The following is a 23530-nucleotide window of genomic DNA, read 5'->3' as shown; positions in this document are numbered from 1 at the left end:
TGAGCAAGATTACGCAATTCTATAGCATCATTGCATAGGAGTTGCCATGCACAATGTACCGTACAGACACTTCCTCAAGGATGTCCTTATCTGTTCACTTGGTGCCTATGGAGGGCCGGAGGCTCATTTTGGTGTGTTTCTCGACCACTTGGTGAGCAAGAAACACTATCTGAGCGAAGAAGAGCTGGTTGAACTGCTTGCCTTGACCAGCATTCTGCCCGGACCTACCAGCACCCAGACCATTACCGCAGTCGGCTACCGGATGGGAGGCCCCCTACTGGCCTTCCTCACCCTGCTCGTCTGGGCCCTTCCCCCGGTTCTGGTGATGACCACCCTCTCCTTCCTCTATCAGTTTCTCAAGGACCATCAAATCTCGGAGGATATCCTGCGCTTTATCGGCCCCATGGCAGTCGGGTTCATTTTCCTCGCTGCGTTCAGAATCGGCAAGAAAGTACTTACCGATGGGCTGACCATTGCGCTCTTTCTCTTTGGAGCGCTGACCACCTATTTCATTCGGTCCCCCTGGGTTTTCCCCACTGTTTTACTGATCGGAGGAGCAGTCTCCATTCTCTCGAGCAACGAAAAGAACCTGTTCAACAGAATCACCATACGGGCACCGTACAGGTATCTGGTACTTTTCGTCCTCTTCGCTCTGGGCACCCTGCTGCTTTCCCTAATCACCCACAATCTTCTGGTCACCCTCTTTGAGGCTTTCTACCGCTATGGCTATCTGGTTTTCGGAGGCGGACAGGTGGTGGTGCCTGTCATGATCGCAGAGTTGGTGGAAACCAGAGGATATATGACGAACGAGGAGTTTTTAACTGGATACGGCCTGGTACAGGGACTTCCAGGTCCCATGTTCAGCTTCAGCGCCTATGCCGGAGGCATGGCTGCAAGAGGTGAAGGTGCTTTCATCCAGGTCCTCGCATCCCTTCTTTCAGGAGTGGGAATTTTCCTGCCTGGTACGCTGCTCATTTTCTTCATCTACCCTGTCTGGGAGGAACTCAAGCGGATACAGGCGGTGAAGGTATCGCTGAAGGGTATCAATGCGGTTGCCGGCGGTCTTATTACGGCTGCGGCAATCCTGCTGCTGCAAAAGAGCGGGATCACAGGAGAGCACCTGACGGTGGTGGGCCTTACCATCGTGGTGCTTGCAACAAAGAAAATACCCGCCCCCTTGGTCGTACTAGCCGTCCTGGTTGCGGGTATTGTGTTTTGATACGTTTGGTTATTTGAATGACTTCTGGTAGATACTCAGGCAATCCTCATCGGTCAGCGTCATGGGATCGACACCAAAGAGGCCTCCCATGTTCTCCCGGGCGTTTTTCACCATTGCAGCAAGCTCTGTTTTCTTGATCCCATAGTCGCTCATCTTCAGCTCATCCACAGCGCAGGCCTTTTGCAGGTCGACAAGGGCATGCACGAAGTCCATCGCTTGGGTGGCATCACTTTTTCCCAAGGCCTTCGCCATGGCAATCATCCGCTCGTCGGCGATGTGGTGATCAGCGATGTGGGTGTAGTAGGCTTTGCTGATCATAATCAAGCCCGCCCCGTGGGGAAGCTCGGGGTGAAACGCACTCATAGCATGCTCAAGCGAATGCTCGCTGATACACCCGCTGAATGTTTCCACCATGCCGGCCAGGGTGTTGGCCATGGCCATATCCTCGCGTGCCTTCAGATTCTTGCCATTCTTCACCGCCTCAGGCAGGCTCTTACCGATGAGCCTGATCGCTTCAAGGCTGTACTGGTCGCTGAAGGTATTGGCAATTTTGTTCAGATACCCTTCGGTGCTGTGGAACAGGGCATCGAAGCCTTGGTAGGCGGTGAGATGCGGGGGAACGGTGACCATCAGGGTGGGATCGACGATGCTGAGGACAGGGAAGGTATCGTCATTACCGTATCCGATTTTCTCGTTGGTCTCCTCCTTGGTGATGACAAGCCAGGGATCGGCTTCGGTGCCTGTGCCGGCAGTGGTGGTGATGGCAACAATGGGAAGAGGCTTTTTGGTCATCGGCCTTCCTTTGCCGCTGCCGCCATGGATATAGTCCCAGAGATTGCCTTCATTGGTTGCCATAAGGGCTATGGCTTTTGCCGAGTCGATGACCGAGCCTCCGCCGAGGCCGATGACAAAGTCACAACCCTTCTCTCTTGCAAGCTGGGCCCCTTCTGTAACATGGGTAAGGATGGGATTGGGAAGAATCTTGTCATAAATCTCATACGAGACCTTTGCTGCATCGAGTTGTTTCTCAACTTGTTCAAGGTATCCAAACGAACGGGTGGATTTCCCGCTGGAAATAACGATCAAGGCTCGTTTTCCGGGAAGCTTCTGCTCTGAAAGCTTTTGAAGCGAATGTGAGCCGAATATGATTCTGGTTGGAAGATAAAATGTACTGTGCATTGCTGCCTCCTATCTCCTTTCAAAGTACTCAGAAGCGAAGATACAGGCAAGAGCGGAAAAACCCTGCTCTCAGTGATTAATTACTTGGCTGTCATACCGCTGCTTGGCAAGCCTCCCTACGGTTAAAGAGGAGTGTCGCTACACAGCAGATTGCGGATTCTTCGGCTCTCTGCAGGGTCTTCCCGATCTCTCTGGCCTGAAGCGGGCATGTGTACCAAAGGCCCCTTGTAATAGATTGCATCCAGAGCACTGCGGACAGCAGACCAATCGAGAGCTCCAAGACCCACCATCTTCTGGTTGTTCTCCCGCACATGCAGGCAGTGCAGGTAGATGCCGGCCTCTAGGATTGCGGCCTTCATGTCGTCCTCTTCAAGGTTCATCTCAAAGGTATCGAGATCGATGCCGCAGTTCGGGTGATTGACTGCATGCACATACGAGAGAGCATCACCGGCTGTAGGAATGAGGAAATGTTCATACCGGTTGACCGGCCTGATGTTCAATACCACATCCTCATCCTGGGCAAGCGGGGTAAGCGATCTCAGACTCTTTACGCTCTGTTCGAGTAGTTTCTGCCTATCGTGCTGCATTTCTCGGTTCCCGGGAAAGCTTGTGTACAGCGGACCGTTGAGGCTTCCGCCGCCCATCTCCCCGATGGTTCGGATAAGATCCTGAAATTGGGAGAGGGCATGCCTGCGCACATCCTCGTCAAGAGAGGACAAGTCGTACTCGGGTGGAGGGACAATACTGTAGGATATATCTATCTGGTGGTTTCTCGCCTCAAAGCCGAGGCGCTTACGCCCCCACGGGCTCATCTGTTGCATGATGATCCCATCCACTTCGAGTTGATCGTATAGCAGATGCTTGGCCTTCTGGACCAAGGAAGCGATATCCGCTTCGGCCGGAGAAGCCCATCTGGTGTAGTGTATGCCGACTATTCTCATACCGCTACCACCCTTTTGTATAGTATACCAGAGGGTGGTGACGGACGCCAGCCTTTGGCTACCATGGAGATAACGACTACTACAACAATGAACACCTATGCTATATTCAGGCGCATGAATACCTCACTTGATTGTCTCCCATGTTTTTTCAAGCAAGTCCTGGAAGCGGGAAGAATGCTGGGCTTACCTCCGGCATCGATAAAGCACATCATGGATGAGATAGGCGATGAGCTCAAACACTTCCCCTTGGAAATGAGCCCACCTGAAATGGCATATCATATGCAACGCCTGTTTGCAGAGCATTCCGGTAAGGAAGACCCTTATCTTGATGTAAAAATGTTGAGCAACAATGAAGCGCTTGCAGTAATCGATGACCTGCGGGCCATGATTAAGGAATCACAGACTCCCTTGAAAACCGCAGTGCAACTGGCCTGTGCAGGAAACATCATCGATTACGGAGCATTTCCCAGCGGTATCGACGTACAGGCGGAAATCTCAAAAATCATGCAAAACCAAGGCATGAGCACGGTTGCAGACTCCCCCCTATTCGAATTCACCGCTTTTCATGAAGCGCTTAAGAAAGCAAAGCGGGTGATGTATATCGCCGACAATGCCGGAGAAATCGTCTTCGACCGGGTCCTGCTGGAAACCATTGCATCCATGTTCCCCGAAACTGAACTGTACTTGGTCACCAGAGGGTTACCCATACTCAATGACGTACTGCCCGAAGATGCCATTGAATGCGGACTCGACTCTGTTGCAACAATCATTTCCAGTGGAAGCAAGACCCCGGGCTTGGTGCTCTCCCAAGCCGATCCGGCTTTTCTACAATTGTATCAGGAAGCGGATATGGTCATCAGCAAGGGACAAGGCAACTTTGAAGCACTCTCTGATGAGCAAGGGCCGATCTTCTTCCTCTTCATCATCAAATGCGAAGTGATCATGCAGCATGTCGGCGGGGCCATGCGCGATTTGGTACTCAAGCACAACTATACATAAGTTTCAGTCATCACCCCTTGACCGCTCCCATGGTAAGGCCCTTGACCACGTACTTCTGGAAGAACATCGTAAGAATGATTGCCGGTGCCATGATGGTCACTGCCGCTGCCATCACAGCCCCCCAGTCAACCTCGACGTAGGAGAGAAAGTTGTAGACGGCGATGGGAAGGGTGCGCGTCTTCTGCTGACTCAGGACCTGGCTGAACATAAAGTTGTTCCAACTGAAGATGAAGCTAAGCGTAGTAGCAGTAACAACACCCGGGCCGGAGAGTGGAAGCAGGATTTTTAGAAATGCCGACTGCTGGGTAAGACCGTCAACCATGGCGGCTTCCTCCAATTCCCTGGGTACCGAGTCGAAGTACGGGGACATGACCCAGACAACGAGCGGCAAGGCGATGAGCATGTGGCTGAGAATCAAGGCAATGTAGCTGTCCATCAACCTAAGTCTCGAGAATACGATATACCAAGGCATCAAAAATGAGATACCCGGCATCAGGCGGGCGACCAGAATGAAGATCGAAAGCTTCTTCTGCTTGTAGCGGGCGATGGAATATGCGGCCGGAAGGCCGAGCAGGAGGGAGAAGAAAACACTGACAGTGGAGACGATCAGGGAGTTCTGCATGTACTGCAGAAAGTTCTGCTCAACGAACACCCGGTTATAGTTCTGCATCACCGGCTTGAAGATGAACTTCGGAGGCCAGCTGATGATATCCACTTGTGTCTTGAACGAGCTCATCAGCATCCAAATGAAGGGGAAAAGTATCGGGATGATGATCAAAGCCAGAACGATGCCGTACAAAATGGTTGTTATGCGCTTCTCTTTCATACTCTCTCCTCCCCTACAACTCAAAGGCTCGACGCAGCCGCATGACCAAGAGGCTGAAGAGCAGGACGATGATGAAGAGGAAGACAAGCATTACTGCACTCTGTCCCATCCTGAAATATTCAAAACTGTACTTGAAGGCAAGCACATTGAGGTTCTCCGAAGCATAGCCGGGCCCTCCCCCGGTCATCGAGTAAATGATGTCGTAGGTCTTGAGGGCATCGATGGCCCTGAGGATAACGGCTGTAAGGATGGTGGGCATCAACATGGGGAGGGTGATGTGAAATAACACCTGACGGGCACTGGCCCCATCCACCATGGCCGATTCATACGGCTCGGAGGAAAGACCCGCAAGACCGGCAAGCACGATGATGGTGATCATCGGGGTCCATTGCCAGATATCAACAATAATCAGCGACGGCATTACCGACTTTGCATCACTGACCCAGCCGCTTTGGGGAAGTTTGAGTACGCTCAAAACATAGTTGAGGATACCAATGGTCGGGTCATAAAACAGGTTCCACACAATGCCGATTGCAACCGGCGTGGCGACCAAGGGAAGCAGAAGCAGCGTCTTGACCACGCCCTTGCCCTTGAACGAGCGATTGAGGATCAAAGCCAGGGCAGTGCCCAGCAACATCTCAACGATTACCGAGCCGAAGGTGAAATAGAAGGTTCTACCCAAGGCTTCCAGGAACCGAGGCTCCTTCAGAACCTGCAGATAACTTTTCAGGCCGACTACCGACAGCGGCCTGCCGCTGGTGAGCGTCCAATCCGTAAAGCTGAGAAAGAAGGTATATGCCACAGGAAATACCATCAGGACAACTACAAACAGGACTGCTGGAAGCGGGAAAATATACCGTAGGTTTTTCTCGAAGAATCCTTGTCGAACCATAGAAAGCTCCTTGTAGCACAAGTGGCCGACCGATCTACTCGGTCGGCCAAATACATCTCATCCAGGTCTAGAGACCGTACTCACCGTCGGTCTTAAGCAGCTCGTCAACCGCCTTCACTTTCTCTTGTGCAAGCGAAGCGAGCTTGGCACTGGTACCCTTCGTATTGATGGACTCGATGATCACTTCACCGATAAGGTCGCGGGCCTGGCCGACGGAGCTCATGAACGGACGGTCGTACGGATAGCCGTTCTTTGCTGCGTGTGCCTGGGTCTCAACCAAACCGGGGTTCATGATCTTGCGGACTTCAGCATCAGCCCAAGCACTGTCGCGGGCCATGGTGATATTGGAAAGCATACCTTCGATGGCAAGTTCCTTGCTGGTCGCCCAATCGAGGAACTGCTTGGCAGCATCCTTGTTCTTGGAAGCAGAGGACATAGCCATACCCCAGGAGACTACGATGAACGGACTGTCGCCCTTCGGGCCTCTGGGAAGCTGTGCAACACCGATGTCGGCGGCAGGAATCTGCGTCTTGGCGGGATCGACGATCTGGCCGTAGAAGACTGAAGCATCAGTCCACATGGCTACCTTGCCGGCCTGGAAGACAGGCATGACATTTTCCCAAGACATGCTGGTCACACCCTGAGGTCCATAATTACCCAAAAGTCTGCCGTAGTAGCGGATGGCCTCAAGAGCTTCGGGGCTGTCGAATACAGCCTTTCCGCCGTCCAGGTACCTGCCGCCAAAGTTATACACATAGCTGGAAAGCTGGGTGACTGCAGCCGCTCCCTTTCCGCGGGATGCAAAACCAGCAACGCCATCCTTGTTCAGGGCTTTGGCGGCGGCTTCGAGTTCGGTGAAGTTGGTGGGAACGGAGAGACCGGCTTTCTTGAACAGGTCCTTGCGATAGTAGAGCACCTGCCATTCGGTTACCAGCGGTACGATGTAGGCTTTGCCGTCCTTTCTACCGATATCAACCGAGTTGGTCGGATAATCTGCAAAGTTGTAACTGTCCAAACCTTCATACCAACCGTTCTTGATGAACATCAGACCTTCCTGCAACGGACGAGTCATGAATACATCGACCGTCGAGCTCTTGGTGGCAAACTCGGTGGTGAGCTTGTTGGTCAGCTGGCTCTCCTGCAGACTCTCATAGTTGACCTTGATGCCGGTCTTTGCTTCGAATTCAGGAATCTTGGTCTTCAAGAGCTCACCATACGGATGGTTCGCCAAGAGAACGCGGATTTCCTGCTTTGGGGCTGCCTCAACAGCACCCTGTGCAAACAGGGGGAAAGCCAAGCAGAATACCAGTGCCAATACAACCAGTACGTTTCTTGTTTTCATACTACACTACACTCCTTTTGATTTGTACAACCTTTCTCTTAGTATACCCCGTTTTTTCCAGAAGTGAAGCGATAAATGAATATTTATTTCTGATTGCCTGAATATTTTTTTCATACTATACTGTGATACAAGGGGAAGCCGATGCAGGAAGTCAGTGCCATCTACACCATTCGCACCAAGTATGCAACACTCAGCGCCAAGGAGAAGAAGATTGCCGACTTCATCCTCGAGCATCCCAAGGAGTCGGTGAACCCAAGCATCGAGGAGCTGGCCGAGCGTATCGGCATCAGCGAATCGACGATGGTGCGCTTTGCCAGAAAACTCGGGTATACCGGATACCAACGCTTTCGCATCGCCCTGGCACGTGAGACCATCCCATCAAGCGAACAACTCTTCGAGACGGAAGTATCGGAAGGAGAGGATCCCGCCGACATGGTCTTTGCCAATGCAAGAAAAAACCTCGAAGAGACCTACGCCAAGCTTGACCGCAACGTCCTCAAGGAGGCGGCCAAGCGGTTTGCACTCTCCCACACCCTCTTTCTAATGGGCCTCGGTGGATCGAACATCCTGGCACAGGATGCCTATCACAAGCTCATCAGAACCGGGCTGAACTGCCAGTACGCCTCCGACTACCATATGCAGCTGATGCTTGCAAGCCAGGCAGGTGAAGGCGATGCGGCCCTGCTCATCTCACACACGGGAGCAGGCCACGACACCCTGGCCCTTGCCGAGGAGCTTCGCAATAACGGCTGCTTTTTGATTATCCTGACCAGCAACATTCGTTCTCCGCTGGCAAAGCTGGGGAATCTGGTGCTCAGTGTCAGCAACCCCACCTCATCGGTGGTGGCCGAGTCCTTTTCTACAAGAATCACCAGTCTTGTGCTCATCGACGTCCTTTATGTGGAGGTGCTTGAGCACATTGGAGAGACCGGGGTCGAGAATTTAAATAAAATGAGAAGTGTCATCGCAAAACGACGCATCTAGAGGAGAATTATCATGAAAGCAACCATCGGACTGATCGGCCTCGCAGTAATGGGGGAGAACCTTGTACTCAACCTCGAGAGCAAGGGATTCAGTGTTGCAGTATACAACCGAAGCATCGACAAAGTAGATTCCTTCATCGCCGGCAGGGCGAATGGAAAGCAAATCATCGGCACCCATAGCCTCCGCCAGCTCGTCGAGGCACTTCAGACACCGCGCAAGGTGATGATGATGGTCAAGGCAGGCCAGGCGGTGGACGACACCATCGAGACGTTGCTGCCACTGCTGGACAAGGGTGACATCATCATCGATGGAGGGAACTCCAACTACGAGGACAGCCAGAGACGGATGGCCTATGTGGAAAACCAAGGCCTTTGGTATATCGGAACCGGTGTGTCCGGTGGAGAAGAAGGAGCCTTGAAGGGTCCGTCCATCATGCCAGGAGGTTCAGTTGAAGCCTGGGAGCAGGTAAAACCGATCCTGCAGAGCATTTCCGCCCACGTTGATGGAATTCCCTGCTGCGATTGGATTGGAAGCGGCGGAGCGGGTCACTTTGTAAAAATGGTGCACAACGGCATCGAATACGGTGACATGCAGCTTATCGGAGAGGTCTATGACCTGATGAGAAGGCTTCTCAAGCTCTCCAACGACGAAATGCAGGCTGTCTTCTCGGAGTGGAACAAGGGTGAGCTCGACTCCTACCTTATAGAAATCACGCGTGACATCCTGGGGTACCGCGAGGAGGACGGTTCGGCTCTTCTGGATAAGATCCTCGATACCGCCGGACAGAAGGGTACCGGTAAATGGACCGGCATCAGCGCCTTGCACGCCGGTGTTCCTCTTACCTTGATCGTTGAATCGGTTTTTGCCCGCAGCGTCTCAAGCCAGAAGGAAGAGCGCGTTGCGGCAAGCAAGGTATTCGACTTCAATCCATCAGCTCCTGTTGCAGATAGGAAGGATTTCATCGAGGCACTGCGCTCTGCATTGTATGCGGCGAAGATCATCAGTTACGCCCAAGGTTTCTCCCTGATCAAAACGGCAGGAGAGGAGAACAAATGGAATCTGAACCTGGGAGGCATCGCGCTTCTGTGGAGGGGTGGATGCATCATCCGCTCGGCCTTCCTGGATAAGATCAGTCAGGCCTTCAGCAAGGATCCTTCACTGAAGAACCTCATCCTGGACCCCTACTTCTCCAGAATCCTGACCGAAACCCAGCAGCAACTGCGCGAAGTGGTTGCAGCTGCCGCTCTCAACGGCGTTCCCACCCCGTCGCTTGGCGCAGCACTCTCTTGGTTCGACAGCTATCGGACCGAGAACCTGCCGGCCAACCTGCTGCAGGCTCAGAGAGACTACTTTGGGGCTCACACCTATGAACGGGTCGACAGTCCTCGTGGACAGTTCTTCCATACCAATTGGACCGGCCGTGGAGGCAACACCGCTTCCACTACGTATAGCATTTGACCTGAGGAGGTTGTTATGGCTCAGCTTGCACTCATGCCCAAGGAGCATGCCCATCTGGATTTGCTCTCTCTCGGAGCTCTGGTGGTCCGCTTTGACCCGGGAGTCATTCCGTTCGAATATGCTTCCCAGCTTGACCTTCATGTCTCCGGCGGGGAGTTCAATGTAGCTGCGAACCTCAGCAGGGCGTTCGGTCAGCGTACGGCCATTGCCAGTGCCATGGTCGATTACCCCATCGGATTGAAGATTGAAGCAGAGGTACGTCGAATGGGGGTTGCTTCCTTCTACAAACGCTTTGCCCACGATGGAGTACGTGGTCCGAATATGGCTCACGTCTACAGCAACCGAGGACAAGGTCTGAGGGCCCCGGTCGTGTTCTACAACCGGAGCAATGAAGCAGCAGCCCTGTTGGACGAAAAAAGCTTCGACTGGGACGCCCTGCTTGCAGGCGGCGTCCGCTGGTTTCACAGCGGAGGTATTTTCTCCGCGCTCTCCCCTTCCACTCCTGCCTTGATCATCAAGGCGATGAACAAAGCAAAACAGCAGGGGGCGGTGGTCTCCTTCGACCTCAACTACCGTGAAAAGCTCTGGAAATCGCTCTCCGACAAACCTCAGGAGCATGCACAAAAGGTCCTCTCCTCCATCGTCGAGCACGTTGATGTCTTGATCGGAAACGAAGAGGATCTGCAACTTGGACTTGGATTGAAAGGTCCTGAGGTGGTGAAGACCGACAAGCTCGACCCTTCCTCCTTCTACAGTATGATGGAGTCGGTGCAAAAGCGCTTTCCTTCCATCAAGGCTGTCGCCACGACGATGCGGGAGGTCCAGTCGACCAATCGACACCGTTGGAGCGCAGTGCTCTATCTTGATGGAAAAGGCTATCAGGCACCTACCTGCGAACTCGACGTGTATGACCGCGTCGGAGGCGGCGACGGTTTTGCCAGCGGCCTGATCTACGGCCTTTTGGAAGGCAGGAATCCACAAGAGGCGCTCAGACTCGGCTGGGCTCATGGGGCCCTCTTGACCAGTTACCCAGGGGATACCACCATGGCGACGCTCTCTCAGGTCGAAGCACTGGCCCAAGGCGGCAGTGCCCGTATACAGAGGTAAAACATGCAGGCACTCGTATTGACGGCATATAAGAATCTGGAGATGCAGGAGGTAGCAAAACCCGAACTGCTCTCCCCCACGCAGGTTTTGGTGCGCATCAAGGCCGCCTCGATCTGCGGCAGCGATGTGCATGGCTATGATGGGTCTACGGGCAGGCGCAGGCCGCCGGTCATCATGGGCCATGAGGGTAGCGGAATTATCGAGCAAACGGGCTCACTGGTAACCAATTTCAAGGTCGGCGACCGGGTGACCTTCGACTCGACCATCTACTGCGGGACTTGCTCATTCTGCAAGCAGGGCTTGTTCAACTTGTGCAATAACCGCAGGGTACTCGGAGTGAGCTGCAGTGATTATCATCAGGATGGAATTTTTGCCGAGTACGCCCTCATTGAAGAGCGCGTGCTCTTCCACCTTCCCGACGGCCTCTCCTTCGAGGAGGCCGCCATGGCAGAGCCTGCAGGAGTGGCGGCTCATGCCATCAGCTTGGCAGAGCCGAAGCTTGGAGAGGATGTGGCGGTTGTAGGGGCCGGCTTGATCGGCCTGCTTGTCATCAAGCTGCTCAGAACCATGACCAGCGGCACCATCATCGCCATCGAGATGGATGAACAACGAAGAAAGAAAGCACTCGAGATTGGCGCCGATGTCGCCCTCGATCCCGGCGATCCCCAATTGCTTGCAAAGGTTGGAACCATCACAAACGGCGAAATGCTTCCCCTTGTCTACGAGGCGGTTGGAGCGAGCAGCCCGATCAACACAGCCATAACGCTGGTACGAAAAGGGGGGACGGTGGTCCTGGTGGGAAACATCACCCCGACGATCGAGCTGCCGTTGCAGAGTGTGGTAACCCGGCAGGTCAGGCTGCAGGGCTCGTGTGCCATCAACGGCGAGTATCCGACCGTACTGAAGATGATGGCGGACAAGAAGCTTGACGTCACCGACTTGATCAGCAAGGTTGCCCCCCTGAAGGAAGGCAAGATCTGGTTCGACAAACTGTACAACCGAGAGGATAACCTGCTGAAGGTTGTCCTGGTTCCCTGAGAAGAAAGAGGCTTGTAGTGAGTACGATACGATATGCCCTGATCGGGTACGGGAAAGTGGCCAAGGTCCATGCCAAGGCCCTTAAGAATGCCAAGGACAGTCTTTTGGTGGCTGTCTGGGGTCGGTCTGAGGAGAAGGCACAAGCCTTCGCCCAGGAGTTCGGGATTCTGCCGTACACCGATATAAACATCATGGTGTCCGAAGCAAAGGTTGATGCAGTAATCATCACCACCCCGCATCCCCTGCACAAGGAACACTCGATAGCGGCACTGAAAGCCGGCGCCCATGTATTGGTGGAAAAGCCGATGGCACTTACCGTCAGCGACTGCGATGCCATGATCGAGACTGCAAAGGCAGAGAAAAAACTGCTTTCGGTGATCAGTCAGAGGCGGTGGTATCCTGCAAGTCGGCGCATTCACGATGCCATCATCGATGGCAAGTTGGGAAAGCCGATGCTCGGACAGGTCACCATGCTTGGCTGGCGCGACGAGGAGTACTACAAGAGCGACCCGTGGCGTGGCAGCTGGAGCCTTGAGGGCGGCGGTGTCCTGATAAATCAGGCACCTCATCAGCTGGACCTGCTGCACTGGTTTCTCGGCCCGGTCAAGGAAGTGTACGCCCAGTGGGAGAACATCAATCACCCATACATCGAGGTGGAGGACAGCGCCGTTGCGGTTGTGCGCTTTGAAAGCGGCGCCATGGCTTCCATTCTTGTTTCCAACTCGCAAAAGCCCGGCATCCATGCAAAAGTGCATGTCCACGGCTCCTCGGCCTACTCGGTCGGGGTGCAGACCGATGGAGGGGCTATGTTCATCGCAGGACGCAGCGGCATCCTTGAGCCTCCGGTCAACGACCTGTGGACCATCGAAGGCGAGCAACAGAACCTGAGCCGGTGGAAGGAGGAGGATACCGCCTTCTTCGGTTCGATCGATGCAGTAGCATACTTCTTCACCAAACAGCAGGAACACTTTGCCCAAGCAATCCTGGGCAAAGAGAAATTAATCAGCAGCGGAGAGGAAGGAAGAGAGACGGTAAAGCTCATCGAGGGCATGTACCGCAGCCAGAAAGAAGGAAGACCGATCCGCTATTGAAGGGACTCTGGGAGCACCAGAACATAACTGGTGCTTCTTCCTCCGTGTTCGGATTGCTTGAGCACCCCTTTATTCATCAGATCCTTGATGTCACGCATTGCAGTATCATGGCTGCAATGCATGAGTTTCGCCCATTTCTGGGTTGTCAAGGATCCATAAAAATCCGTAGTCAACCGCACGATCATGGAACGTTGGCGTTCATTGAAAGTCAGTCGCTCAAACAAGTGTCTTACATACAGCGTCTTTTCACAACTCTGGATTGCTCGTTCTTGGGCTTCACGAATCTGTCCAAGATACCAGCGTATCCAGTTGGTGCAATCAAGACTACCCGTTTGTGCTTGGCGAAGCTGTTCATAATACTCGCCCTGATGCTTCTTGAGCTGGGTAGCAAGGCTGAATAAGACTTGGTTGTTCGTATGGTGCCTATTGAACGTATAATCTCCGATGATTCTTGCCATCCTTCCATTTCCGTCCTCAAATGGATGGATGGTCAGAAACCAAAGATGAGCTATCGCACTGTGAATTGAATCGGGGATGTCGCTAATCTCATTGATCCATGCGATGAAAGCCTCCATTTCTTGAGGTACAAGATCTGCGGAGGGTGCTTCAAACAGAACTTCCTGATTCTTGGAGGATCCAGAAATCACTGCAATGGCATCTGTTCTGTACGCTCCTGCATGAATGGGAAAGGGTCCACTCAGATTGTGTGGGAACAAGGTTCTGTGCCAAGACCACAGTCTCTGGTGCGAAAGCGGCGACTGTGCACATTCCAAAGCTTCCAACAACGTTTTGACAACACCTTCAATATGAGGTCCCGAAAGCTGCATCGATGCATTGGGAACTTGGAGCCTTCTGCAGATTGACGAGTAGATTTTCTGCTGCTCAAGGATTTCCCCTTCTATTTCATGTGAATGATAGATTTCATCGGTGAAGGTCCGCGCCTCAAAATCCTTAAGATTCGAAATACCTAATTGGGTGAGCAAAGTTTCCAGCCTCCCCTGTGCATGAGCAATTTCATTGATGGAGGAGAGCAAAGAATGTGCATCATAGAAAATGTGCGGCCAGTCTGGTCGTTGCCAAATATAGGTGCTCATACCAGCATACTAGAGCACATGCGTAGAATAAGCAATCTATTATACGCATAATTACCGCATTTTATGCGTAGATTAAGCACTTTATTCTACGCAAGGGGGAAAACCCTACCTTAGGAGGCTTCCTTTTGCTGCTTCAGCAACTGATACACTGTTGCCGCCAAGGGAACTCCAAAGAGGACTCCGGGAATTCCAAACAGGCCTGCACCGAGCAGCACCGAGGCAAAGACCCAGACGCCGGGCAAGCCTACCGAGCCGCCGACCACGCGGGGATAGATGATGTTGCCTTCCAGCTGTTGGAGAATGACCAGGAACAGTAAAAAGAAGAGCGCAAGGCGCAGGCTTTGACCGAAAATGAGCACAAAGCCGATGGCCCCGCCAAGGTATGCTCCCACCAAGGGAATGAGGGCGGTCATGCCTACCACAGAGCCGACGGTAAGGGCATACGGGAATCGGAAAAGCAGCATGCCCAGGGTACACAACGTTCCGAGAATCACCGCTTCCAAAAACTGGCCGGTGAAGAACTTGGAGAAAGTCGTGTTAGCGACAGACAGGACTGCCATGAGCTTGCGGTTGTACTGCTCGGGGATGAAGCGGTCGGACAGATAGGAGAGCTGGCCCACCAGCCGATGCTTGCCGAAGAGCAGATATAAACTGAAGATCAGGGCGATGAGGCTTGTTGCAACACCGCTTACAGCCCCTCCGAGCAAGGAGATGGTATAGTCTGCAATCTTGGGTGATGAGGCTTTGACCTGCTCGATGGCGGCAGTAGCATATGTTTCGAGAAAGGCGAAGCCTTGTGCAAGCTCAGGCCTGCGGCTCATCAACTGCTCTAGCGACTGTACGCTCTCTTGATAGAGAACCGGCAGGTTGGTCCCGAACTGCTTGATTGCAACCCCGAGTTGGGGAAGCAGGAGTACCAATACCCCGGTGATGATCAGCAGAAAAAGGAAGAGGGAAATGAGGGTTGCCAAAACCCGGCCTACCATTGGTTTCTTGATCCGCTTCAGAAACCTTGTCTCCAGTTTCCTTGCGGGAATATCAACAAGGTAGGCGATTACTACACCAAGAAGCAACGGTGTCAGCAACTGCATGAGCTTTGATACGACTTGCAGTGCCACAGGGAAGTACACAACCAGCAAGGCAAACACCGCCCCGATTATCAGTAACTGCAGAATCTTCCGATAGGTATGCTTGTCCATACACCACTCCCTCAAGACTCGAGTATTACATACCGATTCAGACTTTGCAAATCCTTAAGCAAAGAGAATTGAAAGCAATATTGGGGTTGTTTTCCACCCCGCAGACTGCAGCGTTGCTCCCTGGCAAACATCCAGAAAACGTCTTCACCCTTGCATTCCTCAGACAATTTTCACGCATGAAGGAATTTTGCGTGATATACTGTACATCGTACACACTGAGTAATATTATGCAGGATTCTTACATAAGAGGATCACATCATGGCACAAGATTTGAGAATCATCACAACCGGGGGAACCTTCGACAAGCAGTACGATGCGATAAGCGGGGAGCTTACGTTCCGTGAGTCCCAGCTGCCGAGGATTCTGGGCCAGTCACGTTGCACCCTGACCGTCCATCTGGAGGGTCCTCTTGCGGTGGACAGCCTCTACATGACCGAGGAGCAGCGTCATGAAGTGGCAAAAACCTGCCTGCATAGTGCCGAGGATAAAATCATCGTCGTCCACGGTACCGATACCATGTGCAACACTGCAAAGGTAATTGCCGAGACACTTGGCAAGGAGAACACCAAGACGGTGGTACTCACCGGAGCCATGATTCCTTACTCCCTGGAAGGATCGGATGCCATTTTCAACCTGGGAACAGCCATTGCGTCTGTCCAGCTGCTCCCGCCCGGGGTCTACCTGACCATGAGCGGGAGAATCTTCAGCTGGGACAACTGCCGCAAGAACAAGGAGAAGGGAATCTTCGAGACCCTTATCTAGGCTGAGGTCTTTGACAGGAGTGCTTGATCGCCACCTGTTGTTTTGTATCCGCAGAAGAGAGCAGACTGCTCATCACCTCAACAACATGCCGGGCTAGTTCTCCGCTGGCCCGGTTTTTCTTTGCCTCGGCAAGAGAGAGGGCGATGTCGGCAACCCCCAACCCCCGGGAGTTTTGCTCATAGTCGAAGAGCAAAGGAAGCTCCTTCCACTCCTTTGTTCCCTTCCTGCAAAAGAGGATGGGGCCACCGAAGGTATTGGGATCGGGGACCTGCAACGAGCCTTCAGTCCCATAGATATCCAACCGGGGCATGCTGTGATGCCAAACATCGAAGCTGGTCACCAGCGTTGCAACAGCACCCCCCTCGAAGTGAAGCACTCCTGCAATATGGGTTGCAACCTCGACATCGATGACATCCCCATGCTTGGGTTCGCTGGTGATGGTCCGCCTCTCAAAGCTTTTTTGAGCATAACCGGTAACCGAGTCGACAGGCCCAAGCAGATTCACCATGGCGGTTATATAATACGGTCCCATATCGAACAACGGGCCGCCGCCCCTCTTGTAGTAGAATTCGGGATCTGGATGCCAGCTCTCATGTCCGTGGTTCATCATGAAGGCAGAGGCGGCAATGGGTCTTCCGATCCATCCATCATCGATGAGTTTTCGGCAGGTTTGGATTCCTGCTCCCAAGAAGGTGTCTGGAGCTCCGCCGAGCAGTAACTGCTTTTCACCAGCCAAGTCTACAAGCTCACCCGCCTGCTCTACAGTGAGGGAGAGCGGTTTCTCCACATAGACGTGCTTGCCTGCTTCCAAGGCCCGTTTGCACAGGTTGTAATGGCTTTGCGGCGTGGTGAGATTGAGTACCAGATCGATGGATGGATCGCCAAGAATTTCTTCTGCATCGGCATACCGCTTGACCTTGTACTGCTCTGCAACTGCAGCCGATCGCTCTGCCACCAGGTCGACAACCCCGACCAGTTCCACCGTATTGGAGAACATCTTGGTCAGGTTCTCAAGATAGATTCCGCTGATTTTTCCCAGCCCTATAATTCCAACTCTCAGTTTTTTCATATCAGAACATCTTCCTTTCACTGGCGAATCGCTCGATGGTCAGACCTTGCTCTTGAGCAATCTGCCTCCCTTCTGCCGCCCATAAGAGACCCCGTTTCATCAACGTCCAAGCCTCGGGAATATCGAATATGTCATCGTGGTGTCCCAGCGAGTTGTAGAACACTCGCCCGTGTCCCCACTTCTTTGTCCATACCACCGGCATTTCAACCCTTCCGTTGGTGCTGTGATACCAATCGACGGTTGGAAAGGTGGTCGTGGCAAGGACTTCCACCACTGGATCGACATGCAGGTAGTACTGCTCGCTCGATACGGAAAAATCCTTGACGTCCCGCGTCAGTTCGCTTGAGCTCTGCTTGATATGTACCTGATAGGGAACACCATCGGAGCCCGGGTGTGCGACCCAGTTGCCTCCCATGATGAACTGCCACAGCACGTTGGTGCGGAATGCATCACACATGCCCCCATGACAACCTGCCACCCCCACACCGCTGCCGATTGCATCGGCTAGATGGTTAGTCAGCTTGGAATGCAGTTCCCCCATCGTCCAGATGGGAACGAACAGGTCGAGACTGAACAGATACTCCCGTTCCTGAAGGATATCGAGTGAACGTTCGAGCTGTACTTCAAAACCCGCTTCTTCCAGAAACGTGGAAAAACGCTTTGCAACCAATTCAGGTTGATGGCCATCCCAGCCACCAACCAACAAGAGAGCTTTTTTATCCGTCATAACTGCTCCTTGAAAGATGCTGCCCTATAACAAAGCAGGACCTCAGTATGAGGCTGTTCACATCGGATTTGAATATCCTTCATAGGCTTTTCATATGTGTTATTGACTCAAAGTTCGCACATGCCTAAGCAGCTAGATCCAGACAGGTTTTCAGCCTCTCAGGCAGTTGCTTGAGGAATTTGTTCATCGCTTCATTGAGCTTTCCCGGTGGCATGGCATATTCAGAAGCGAGGGTCTCGACGAACAATGTCAACACCAGTTCAATGGCATGAAAGAGAGCAGTATCTTGGACCTCTTCCAGGAGTTGGTAGAACAGTTCACCGAAACCTATTTCATCAGAGTTCTGGCGGTTCAGCCAGGAGAGCATCGCATATTGGAACATGACTATGGCGGTGCTGGCATGGATTTCTGAATAATCCAGCGATTGGGTGCTCTTTTGCAGGCGCAGGAATGACTTGCAGGTATGGAACATTGTTTCTATCCCCCATCGGCTGCAGTAATATTCAACTATCTGGTCCTCTGACAGGCTGTTGTCTGTGCAGAGAATCGCCAGGTATTCACTCTTCTTGTTCCTGTTCCTGACGAACACGATTTTCGATTCTTGGTTGGGTTTCTCATCCTTGTTGATCAGTGAGATGGCAGCGGAGAACAGGAATTTCCTGCCTTTCGAGTCGTCATTTCCGGCCTTTCGGTCCAGTTTGCGCTGGAGCCTCTCCTCCTTGGCGCACATGCGGAAAATCTGGCTGAGCTTTCTCCTTTCTCCCTTGTAGAGATAATAGGTGGAGGAGTTTTTCAGCATGCAGATCACCTCGTATCCCTTGTCTCTGATGGCGAAGATGGTGACGGGGTTGGCGAACCACTTGTCGCACAGCAGGTACCGGGCCTGGAGATTCGCCGCTGCAGCGACATCCAGAAGGTCCAGCAGCGTGTCGTTCATCTTCTGTTTTGCCAGCTTGCGTATCTTGAAGCCAAAGGTTTCCTTTTCTTTGGCGGTAAGCCCTTTGGATCCCCTGAGCACCTTCGTATCGTCGCATGTGCTCATATTGCAAAAAGATACGGGAAGGACCGATACGCCATCGGTCCAGGCAAGGGTAAGCATCCTGAATCCCTTGTAGTAGCGTTTGAGGGCATGGTCCCAGTTCTTGGCGCTCAGCTCCACCTTCTTGGACCTGTTGCGACAGTAGCTGCTGTCATCGGCCACCAGGAAAAAAGGCTTTTGCACTCCCTTGCAATCGTTGCGGCATATCGGGCGGAAATCCTTGTCGATGATCTCTTTGGCCAGCAGGGAAAGGAACCGGTTCCAGTCCATCTTCATGGATTGGAGGAACCGATGGCTTGTATCCTTTTTCACCATGTTCCCGTACTTGCGGGTTTTTTGATCCCTGTTCATGGATATTCCACAGAACAGCAGGGTACACAGGTAGGAGAAGACCTTCCGGACTTCTATGCCCTTTTGTTTGTGTGCACCACAATGGCGAAGGATGGCTCCGACTTTAAATCTCTGGGAAAAAACACTGACTTGACTTGTAATGGCATCGGTATTGTTGGTAAAATCCCTCAACATGTTAGGCATAAGCTCCTTGTCTTGTATAGGTTTATAGTACATCCATTATACGAGATATTCGAGCTTATGTCTATATATTATATGTAATTATTAATTAATCTCCAAATTTTTCCTTTGCTTTTCATCCAAAATTCTAGGGCCTAGCAGTATGCGAACTTTGAGTTATCATACAAGTACGGGATGTCAACAACTTTTTGTTACAAATTTCTTATAGCGTATAAACATATCGATATCCAGTTATCGATATAGGTTATAAGAGAGGGAATATCGCTTCCCTCTCTTAAGAAAAATTACTCTTTCTTTGTCTTGTTCTTTCCCAAAGCCAACAACACAAAGAAGATGATGAGAATCACAACGAAAATGCCCGTCATCCCCTGTGCCATGAGGGTCAAGGACTTACCAAACAGCGTATTCATGCTTCCCTCCTTACAACAGACCCGGGACCAAGCCCAGGATCACTCCACCGGCGATGACCGAGGCAATCTGCCCGGCGACGTTCGCCCCGACTGCATGCATCAAAAGGTGGTTCTGAGGATCGGCCTGCTGGCCCATTCTCTGAATGACACGCGCCGACATCGGAAAGGCTGAGATACCGGCGGCCCCTACCATCGGGTTGACCTTTTGCTTGACAAACAGGTTCAGGATCTTGGCAAAGACCACTCCTGCTATCGTATCGAAAACGAAAGCCAGAAGGCCCAGGGCCATGATCATGACTGTCTGCACCGTCACAAAAGCATCAGCTTTCATAGTCGAAGCGATGGTGATACCCAGAAGCAGGGTGACGAGATTGACAAGAACCGTCTGGGCCGCAGTGGACAGGGTGTCCAGTACCGTGCATTCACGAATGAGGTTGCCGAACATCAGCATTCCCACAAGCGATACGGAGGCAGGGGCAACATAGCCGGCAACCACGGTGACGATGATCGGAAAGAGAATCTTGGAGCGTTTGGATACCGAACGGGGATTGTACGGCATTCTGATCATCCGCTCTTTCTTGGTTGTCACCAGCCTGATGGCAAACGGCTGGATGATCGGGACCAAGGCCATATACGAGTAGGCGGCGATGGCGATGGGCCCGATGTACGTGCTTCCCAGCACCTGGGAGACCAATATCGATGTCGGCCCGTCCGCGGCCCCGATAATGCCGATGGACGCTGCATCGACGAGGCTGAAGCCCATCAGGGTGGCCAGGCTGATCGTAGCGAAAATCCCCCATTGGGCTGCGGCCCCAAAGAGGATGAGCTTCGGATTGGCCAGAAGCGGCCCGAAGTCGATCATCGCCCCGATGCCGATGAAGAGCAGCAGGGGCATGGCCTCGGCCGCCTCGATGCCAAGATGGAAGAGCCAGTCGAGAATGCCCGGAACTTCCCCGATGCCCACCATCATCTGGGTGACGGCCCCACTGAACGGCAGGTTTACCAGAATCGCCCCGAATCCCATGGGAAGCAACAACGAGGGTTCGAGTTTCTTTGCTATTGCAAGATAGATGAGAAGACCGCCGACGCCGAACATAACCAGTTGCTTCCAAGTAGTGGCGAGCAGCCCGTCCAACAAGAAGTCCATACAGAACCTCCAGTATAAGAATGGGGGGAGAAGTTGACTTCGCACGATGGCAATGAAGCTCCCCCAACAAAGTCCATCATAGGATGTCCAAGTCGTTTGGTCAAACAAATACCACAGGATACAGACAATTGAATTGCACCGAATACCATCGTATAGTAGCTCCATGAATATTCCATATACGTTGACGAACAAGGATATCCCGGCAGTCCTTGACTACATCGCCGAAGAGAAAGAGTTGAATCTCTTCATCGAAGGCGATATCGAGAACTACGGTCTCGAGGGAGACATCGTAACCATGTACGCCTTCGGTGATGCATGGGATTATCTGGTCCTGCGCTACTATGAGAACTATATGGTCACGACCAACAAACCTGGTGGGGACTTGGCAGAAGTTGCAGCATTCCTGAAACAGCAGAACATGCTTTGCTTGAGTGCAAAAGAAGATATTTTATTGGAAATCCAACAGTACTTCCCCCAGGCCAAGGTGCAGGGTACGTACCTGTGCAGACTCGATAAGGAACATTTCACATCCAAGGCTTTCTCGGATAAGGCGGTAGTTCGACTGACTGCCGATGATTCCCGGTCCATCATCGACCTGTACAAGCAGATTGAGGAGTTTGCCAGGCCCTATATTGAGCATGAACAGGACAAACTGAAGCAGACACGGGAACTTTTAGAGAATGGAGGCCTGGGATTCGGTATCTTCAATGAGGAAAATCTTGTCTGCATGGCAACGATAACAGCAAAAACAAAAAGCGGGGCCATGATCATCGGAGTGGCAACCCACCCTTCCTACCGCAGCCGCGGCTATGCATCCCAGGTAATGAGCAGGCTGTGCTCCCAATGCTTTTCCGACGGCCTGAGTTTTCTCTGCCTGTTCTATGACAATCCCTTGGCAGGCGCAATCTATCACCGCCTCGGCTTTGAGACCATCGGACGATGGGGTATGCTGAAATTCTAAGCTTTCTTATTTTTCCATTTGAAACAAATATTATACAAAAACGTAAACAAATGAAATACAACATTATGAATCAAAAGATTGTTTTCGCAATGAACTAAACAATCAAAAGAGTTTTATTTGACAAACCCAAGAACTCATGCTCTACTGGATATAGAGATAATACGTATGATGTTTAGATTCCATCACCACATGCGGAGGAGTTTAAACCAAGGAGGAAACATGAAAAAGGCATTTGTAGCAACGTTGATGCTTGTCGTGATTGCATCGCTGACTTTTGCTGCCCCGACGGCTGAAGCAGGCCCGAAGAAACCCGCCTCGCTCACTGTCGTGGTACCCAACACAACCATTTTGGATCCATTGGAAAGAATTTTCGCCAACTACACAGCTGAGACCGGGATCAAAGTGGAAATCCAGGCTCTTCCTGCAGGTGAGGAGTACGGCCGTCTTTTGCAGACCCGCTTCGCAACCAAGGATTATCCCGATCTCTTCACAATGGACCCCGGTACCAAGCAATACACCAAGTTCGGTATCGACCGCTTGTTGGAAATGACCGGAGACAAGCTGTTTGACAACGTACTGGAAGCTTCACTTGACTTCCAGCGCTACCAGGGCAAGCTTTATGGGGCTCCCTGGGGAGGTACCGGCACCTACGGCGTCTACTACAACAAGGACGTCTTCAAGGCAATCGGTGCTGATGTTCCTAAGAATTATGCAGATTTCTTGAACATTCTCAAGAAAGCCAAGGCAAGCGGATACATCCCTGTCTATGAAGCCGCAAAGACCGAATGGCCCCTTCAGGTTTTCTCCCTGATTGCTTGGCCGACCTTTGTCGATCCGAAAATCGGTGATGAAGGTGTGCAGAAGCTGGAGAGAAATGAGCTGAGGCTGAACCAGATTCCCGCCCTCAAGGATGTATTCTCCCGCTATGTCGCCCTCAGGGATGCAGGTCTCTTCCAGAACGGCTATCAGAGCGGCACCTACGATGAGCAGATGGAACTGCTTGCAACCGGCAAGGCGGCTGTCGCCTTCCAGATCAGCAACTTCATCCCCTCGTTGATGGCTAAGTTCGGCCAGGATTATGTTTCAGAGAAAATCGGCTGGTTCCCCCTTCCGTCCGACACTGACAAGGGTGTGGCCATGCTCACCCCGGCACACCAGATTCTTGTTCCTCGTGATGGCAAGAACACCGAGTTTGCCATGGACCTCGTCCGCTATATGACCAAGGTGGAGAATCAGAACATCTACTTTGAGTACAATGCAGGCATCCCCGTGTACAAGGGAGTCGAGAAGAAGCTGCTGCCGTACGAAATGGACGTACTTGCCTATGACCAGGCAGGGAAGGCCAAGATCAACGTACAGAACAGGCTCTCATCTTCCTTTACTGATTTCCCGAAGATCCTGCAGAACCTCTTGATCACCAGCGATGTCGATGGAGCTCTCGATTTGTTGGATGAGAACTTCCGCAGAACCGGAAAAGCCCGCGCTCTTCCCGGCTTCTAAAACCGATCCTTGTAA

General features: G+C 52.3%; 22 protein-coding genes. 10 read left to right on the top strand and 12 right to left on the bottom strand.

Annotation, left to right across the window (positions count from 1 at the left end; translation table 11 throughout):
- The first annotated feature begins 46 nt into the window (after window positions 1-46).
- Window positions 47-1219, top strand: a complete 1173-nt coding sequence (chrA, locus tag MUG09_RS03130; protein WP_244773466.1) for a chromate efflux transporter — start codon at window positions 47-49, stop codon at window positions 1217-1219.
- Between the two features lie 9 nt (window positions 1220-1228).
- Here chrA and MUG09_RS03125 read toward each other — a convergent pair whose 3' ends face one another.
- Window positions 1229-2398 carry an iron-containing alcohol dehydrogenase gene (locus MUG09_RS03125; protein WP_244773464.1) on the bottom strand — a complete coding sequence of 390 codons (1170 nt, stop codon included), beginning with the start codon at window positions 2396-2398 and terminating at the stop codon, window positions 1229-1231.
- A 122-nt stretch (window positions 2399-2520) separates the two neighbouring features.
- Complete coding sequence (locus tag MUG09_RS03120; protein WP_244773462.1) at window positions 2521-3339, bottom strand: sugar phosphate isomerase/epimerase family protein; 819 nt, start codon at window positions 3337-3339, stop codon at window positions 2521-2523.
- Between the two features lie 114 nt (window positions 3340-3453).
- On the opposite strand from MUG09_RS03120, the gene MUG09_RS03115 reads away from it, so the two are divergent.
- The gene (locus tag MUG09_RS03115; protein WP_244773460.1) at window positions 3454-4338 is read left to right on the top strand and encodes a damage-control phosphatase ARMT1 family protein; all 885 of its coding nucleotides are present in this window, start codon (window positions 3454-3456) and stop codon (window positions 4336-4338) included.
- 10 nt (window positions 4339-4348) lie between these two features.
- Here the strand turns inward: MUG09_RS03115 and MUG09_RS03110 are convergent, their stop codons facing one another.
- The 3 genes from MUG09_RS03110 to MUG09_RS03100 form a co-directional block, all read right to left on the bottom strand.
- Complete coding sequence (locus tag MUG09_RS03110) at window positions 4349-5164, bottom strand: carbohydrate ABC transporter permease (protein ID WP_244773458.1); 816 nt, start codon at window positions 5162-5164, stop codon at window positions 4349-4351.
- Between the two features lie 13 nt (window positions 5165-5177).
- On the bottom strand, window positions 5178-6056 hold the full coding sequence (locus MUG09_RS03105; RefSeq protein ID WP_244773456.1) for a carbohydrate ABC transporter permease: 879 nt from the start codon (window positions 6054-6056) through the stop codon (window positions 5178-5180).
- Between the two features lie 67 nt (window positions 6057-6123).
- On the bottom strand, window positions 6124-7398 hold the full coding sequence (locus tag MUG09_RS03100; RefSeq protein WP_244773454.1) for an ABC transporter substrate-binding protein: 1275 nt from the start codon (window positions 7396-7398) through the stop codon (window positions 6124-6126).
- Between the two features lie 141 nt (window positions 7399-7539).
- On the opposite strand from MUG09_RS03100, the gene MUG09_RS03095 reads away from it, so the two are divergent.
- Genes MUG09_RS03095 through MUG09_RS03075 form a run of 5 tightly spaced genes read left to right on the top strand, consistent with a single transcriptional unit; the run spans window position 7540 to window position 13076 of the window.
- Entirely contained in the window at window positions 7540-8382 is an 843-nt protein-coding gene (locus tag MUG09_RS03095; protein WP_244773452.1) for a MurR/RpiR family transcriptional regulator, read from the top strand.
- Between the two features lie 12 nt (window positions 8383-8394).
- Complete coding sequence (gene gnd, locus MUG09_RS03090) at window positions 8395-9840, top strand: decarboxylating NADP(+)-dependent phosphogluconate dehydrogenase (protein ID WP_244773450.1); 1446 nt, start codon at window positions 8395-8397, stop codon at window positions 9838-9840.
- A gap of 15 nt (window positions 9841-9855) precedes the next feature.
- Window positions 9856-10947: a sugar kinase gene (locus MUG09_RS03085; protein ID WP_244773449.1), complete on the top strand. Its 1092-nt coding sequence runs from the start codon at window positions 9856-9858 to the stop codon at window positions 10945-10947.
- 3 nt (window positions 10948-10950) lie between these two features.
- Window positions 10951-11985, top strand: coding sequence for a zinc-dependent alcohol dehydrogenase (locus MUG09_RS03080; RefSeq protein ID WP_244773448.1), 1035 nt, complete (start codon window positions 10951-10953; stop codon window positions 11983-11985).
- Window positions 11986-12002: 17 nt separating this feature from the next.
- Entirely contained in the window at window positions 12003-13076 is a 1074-nt protein-coding gene (locus MUG09_RS03075; protein WP_244773447.1) for a Gfo/Idh/MocA family protein, read from the top strand.
- Here MUG09_RS03075 and MUG09_RS03070 read toward each other — a convergent pair.
- Both MUG09_RS03070 and MUG09_RS03065 read right to left on the bottom strand, forming a co-directional pair.
- Window positions 13070-14170, bottom strand: a complete 1101-nt coding sequence (locus MUG09_RS03070; RefSeq protein ID WP_244773446.1) for a Fic family protein — start codon at window positions 14168-14170, stop codon at window positions 13070-13072. The genes MUG09_RS03075 and MUG09_RS03070 overlap by 7 nt on opposite strands.
- A 110-nt stretch (window positions 14171-14280) precedes the next feature.
- Window positions 14281-15369 carry an AI-2E family transporter gene (locus MUG09_RS03065; RefSeq protein WP_244773445.1) on the bottom strand — a complete coding sequence of 363 codons (1089 nt, stop codon included), beginning with the start codon at window positions 15367-15369 and terminating at the stop codon, window positions 14281-14283.
- Between the two features lie 258 nt (window positions 15370-15627).
- Here MUG09_RS03065 and MUG09_RS03060 point away from each other — a divergent pair, with 258 nt between their 5' ends.
- Window positions 15628-16131 carry an asparaginase domain-containing protein gene (locus MUG09_RS03060; RefSeq protein ID WP_244773444.1) on the top strand — a complete coding sequence of 168 codons (504 nt, stop codon included), beginning with the start codon at window positions 15628-15630 and terminating at the stop codon, window positions 16129-16131.
- Here the strand turns inward: MUG09_RS03060 and MUG09_RS03055 are convergent.
- From MUG09_RS03055 to MUG09_RS03040, 5 genes are all read right to left on the bottom strand, one after another.
- Window positions 16124-17200: a Gfo/Idh/MocA family protein gene (locus tag MUG09_RS03055; protein WP_244773443.1), complete on the bottom strand. Its 1077-nt coding sequence runs from the start codon at window positions 17198-17200 to the stop codon at window positions 16124-16126. The genes MUG09_RS03060 and MUG09_RS03055 overlap by 8 nt on opposite strands.
- 1 nt (window position 17201) lies before the next feature.
- A complete protein-coding gene (locus tag MUG09_RS03050; RefSeq protein ID WP_244773442.1) occupies window positions 17202-17927 on the bottom strand; it encodes a ThuA domain-containing protein in 726 nt (241 codons plus the stop codon).
- Between the two features lie 124 nt (window positions 17928-18051).
- Complete coding sequence (locus MUG09_RS03045; RefSeq protein ID WP_244773441.1) at window positions 18052-19491, bottom strand: IS4 family transposase; 1440 nt, start codon at window positions 19489-19491, stop codon at window positions 18052-18054.
- 290 nt (window positions 19492-19781) lie between these two features.
- Window positions 19782-19907 (bottom strand): hypothetical protein, encoded by a 126-nt coding sequence (locus MUG09_RS16530; protein WP_280529380.1) that lies wholly within the window; start codon window positions 19905-19907, stop codon window positions 19782-19784.
- A gap of 10 nt (window positions 19908-19917) precedes the next feature.
- Entirely contained in the window at window positions 19918-21054 is a 1137-nt protein-coding gene (locus MUG09_RS03040; protein WP_244773437.1) for a sodium ion-translocating decarboxylase subunit beta, read from the bottom strand.
- 163 nt (window positions 21055-21217) lie between these two features.
- Here MUG09_RS03040 and MUG09_RS03035 point away from each other — a divergent pair, with 163 nt between their 5' ends.
- Window positions 21218-22015, top strand: a complete 798-nt coding sequence (locus MUG09_RS03035) for a GNAT family N-acetyltransferase (protein ID WP_244773435.1) — start codon at window positions 21218-21220, stop codon at window positions 22013-22015.
- A gap of 219 nt (window positions 22016-22234) precedes the next feature.
- Window positions 22235-23515 (top strand): ABC transporter substrate-binding protein, encoded by a 1281-nt coding sequence (locus MUG09_RS03030; RefSeq protein WP_244773433.1) that lies wholly within the window; start codon window positions 22235-22237, stop codon window positions 23513-23515.
- Window positions 23516-23530: the final 15 nt, after the last annotated feature.

Source organism: Sphaerochaeta associata, assembly GCF_022869165.1.
Lineage (GTDB): Bacteria > Spirochaetota > Spirochaetia > Sphaerochaetales > Sphaerochaetaceae > Sphaerochaeta > Sphaerochaeta associata.
This window is presented reverse-complemented; position numbering and strand designations above follow the sequence as displayed.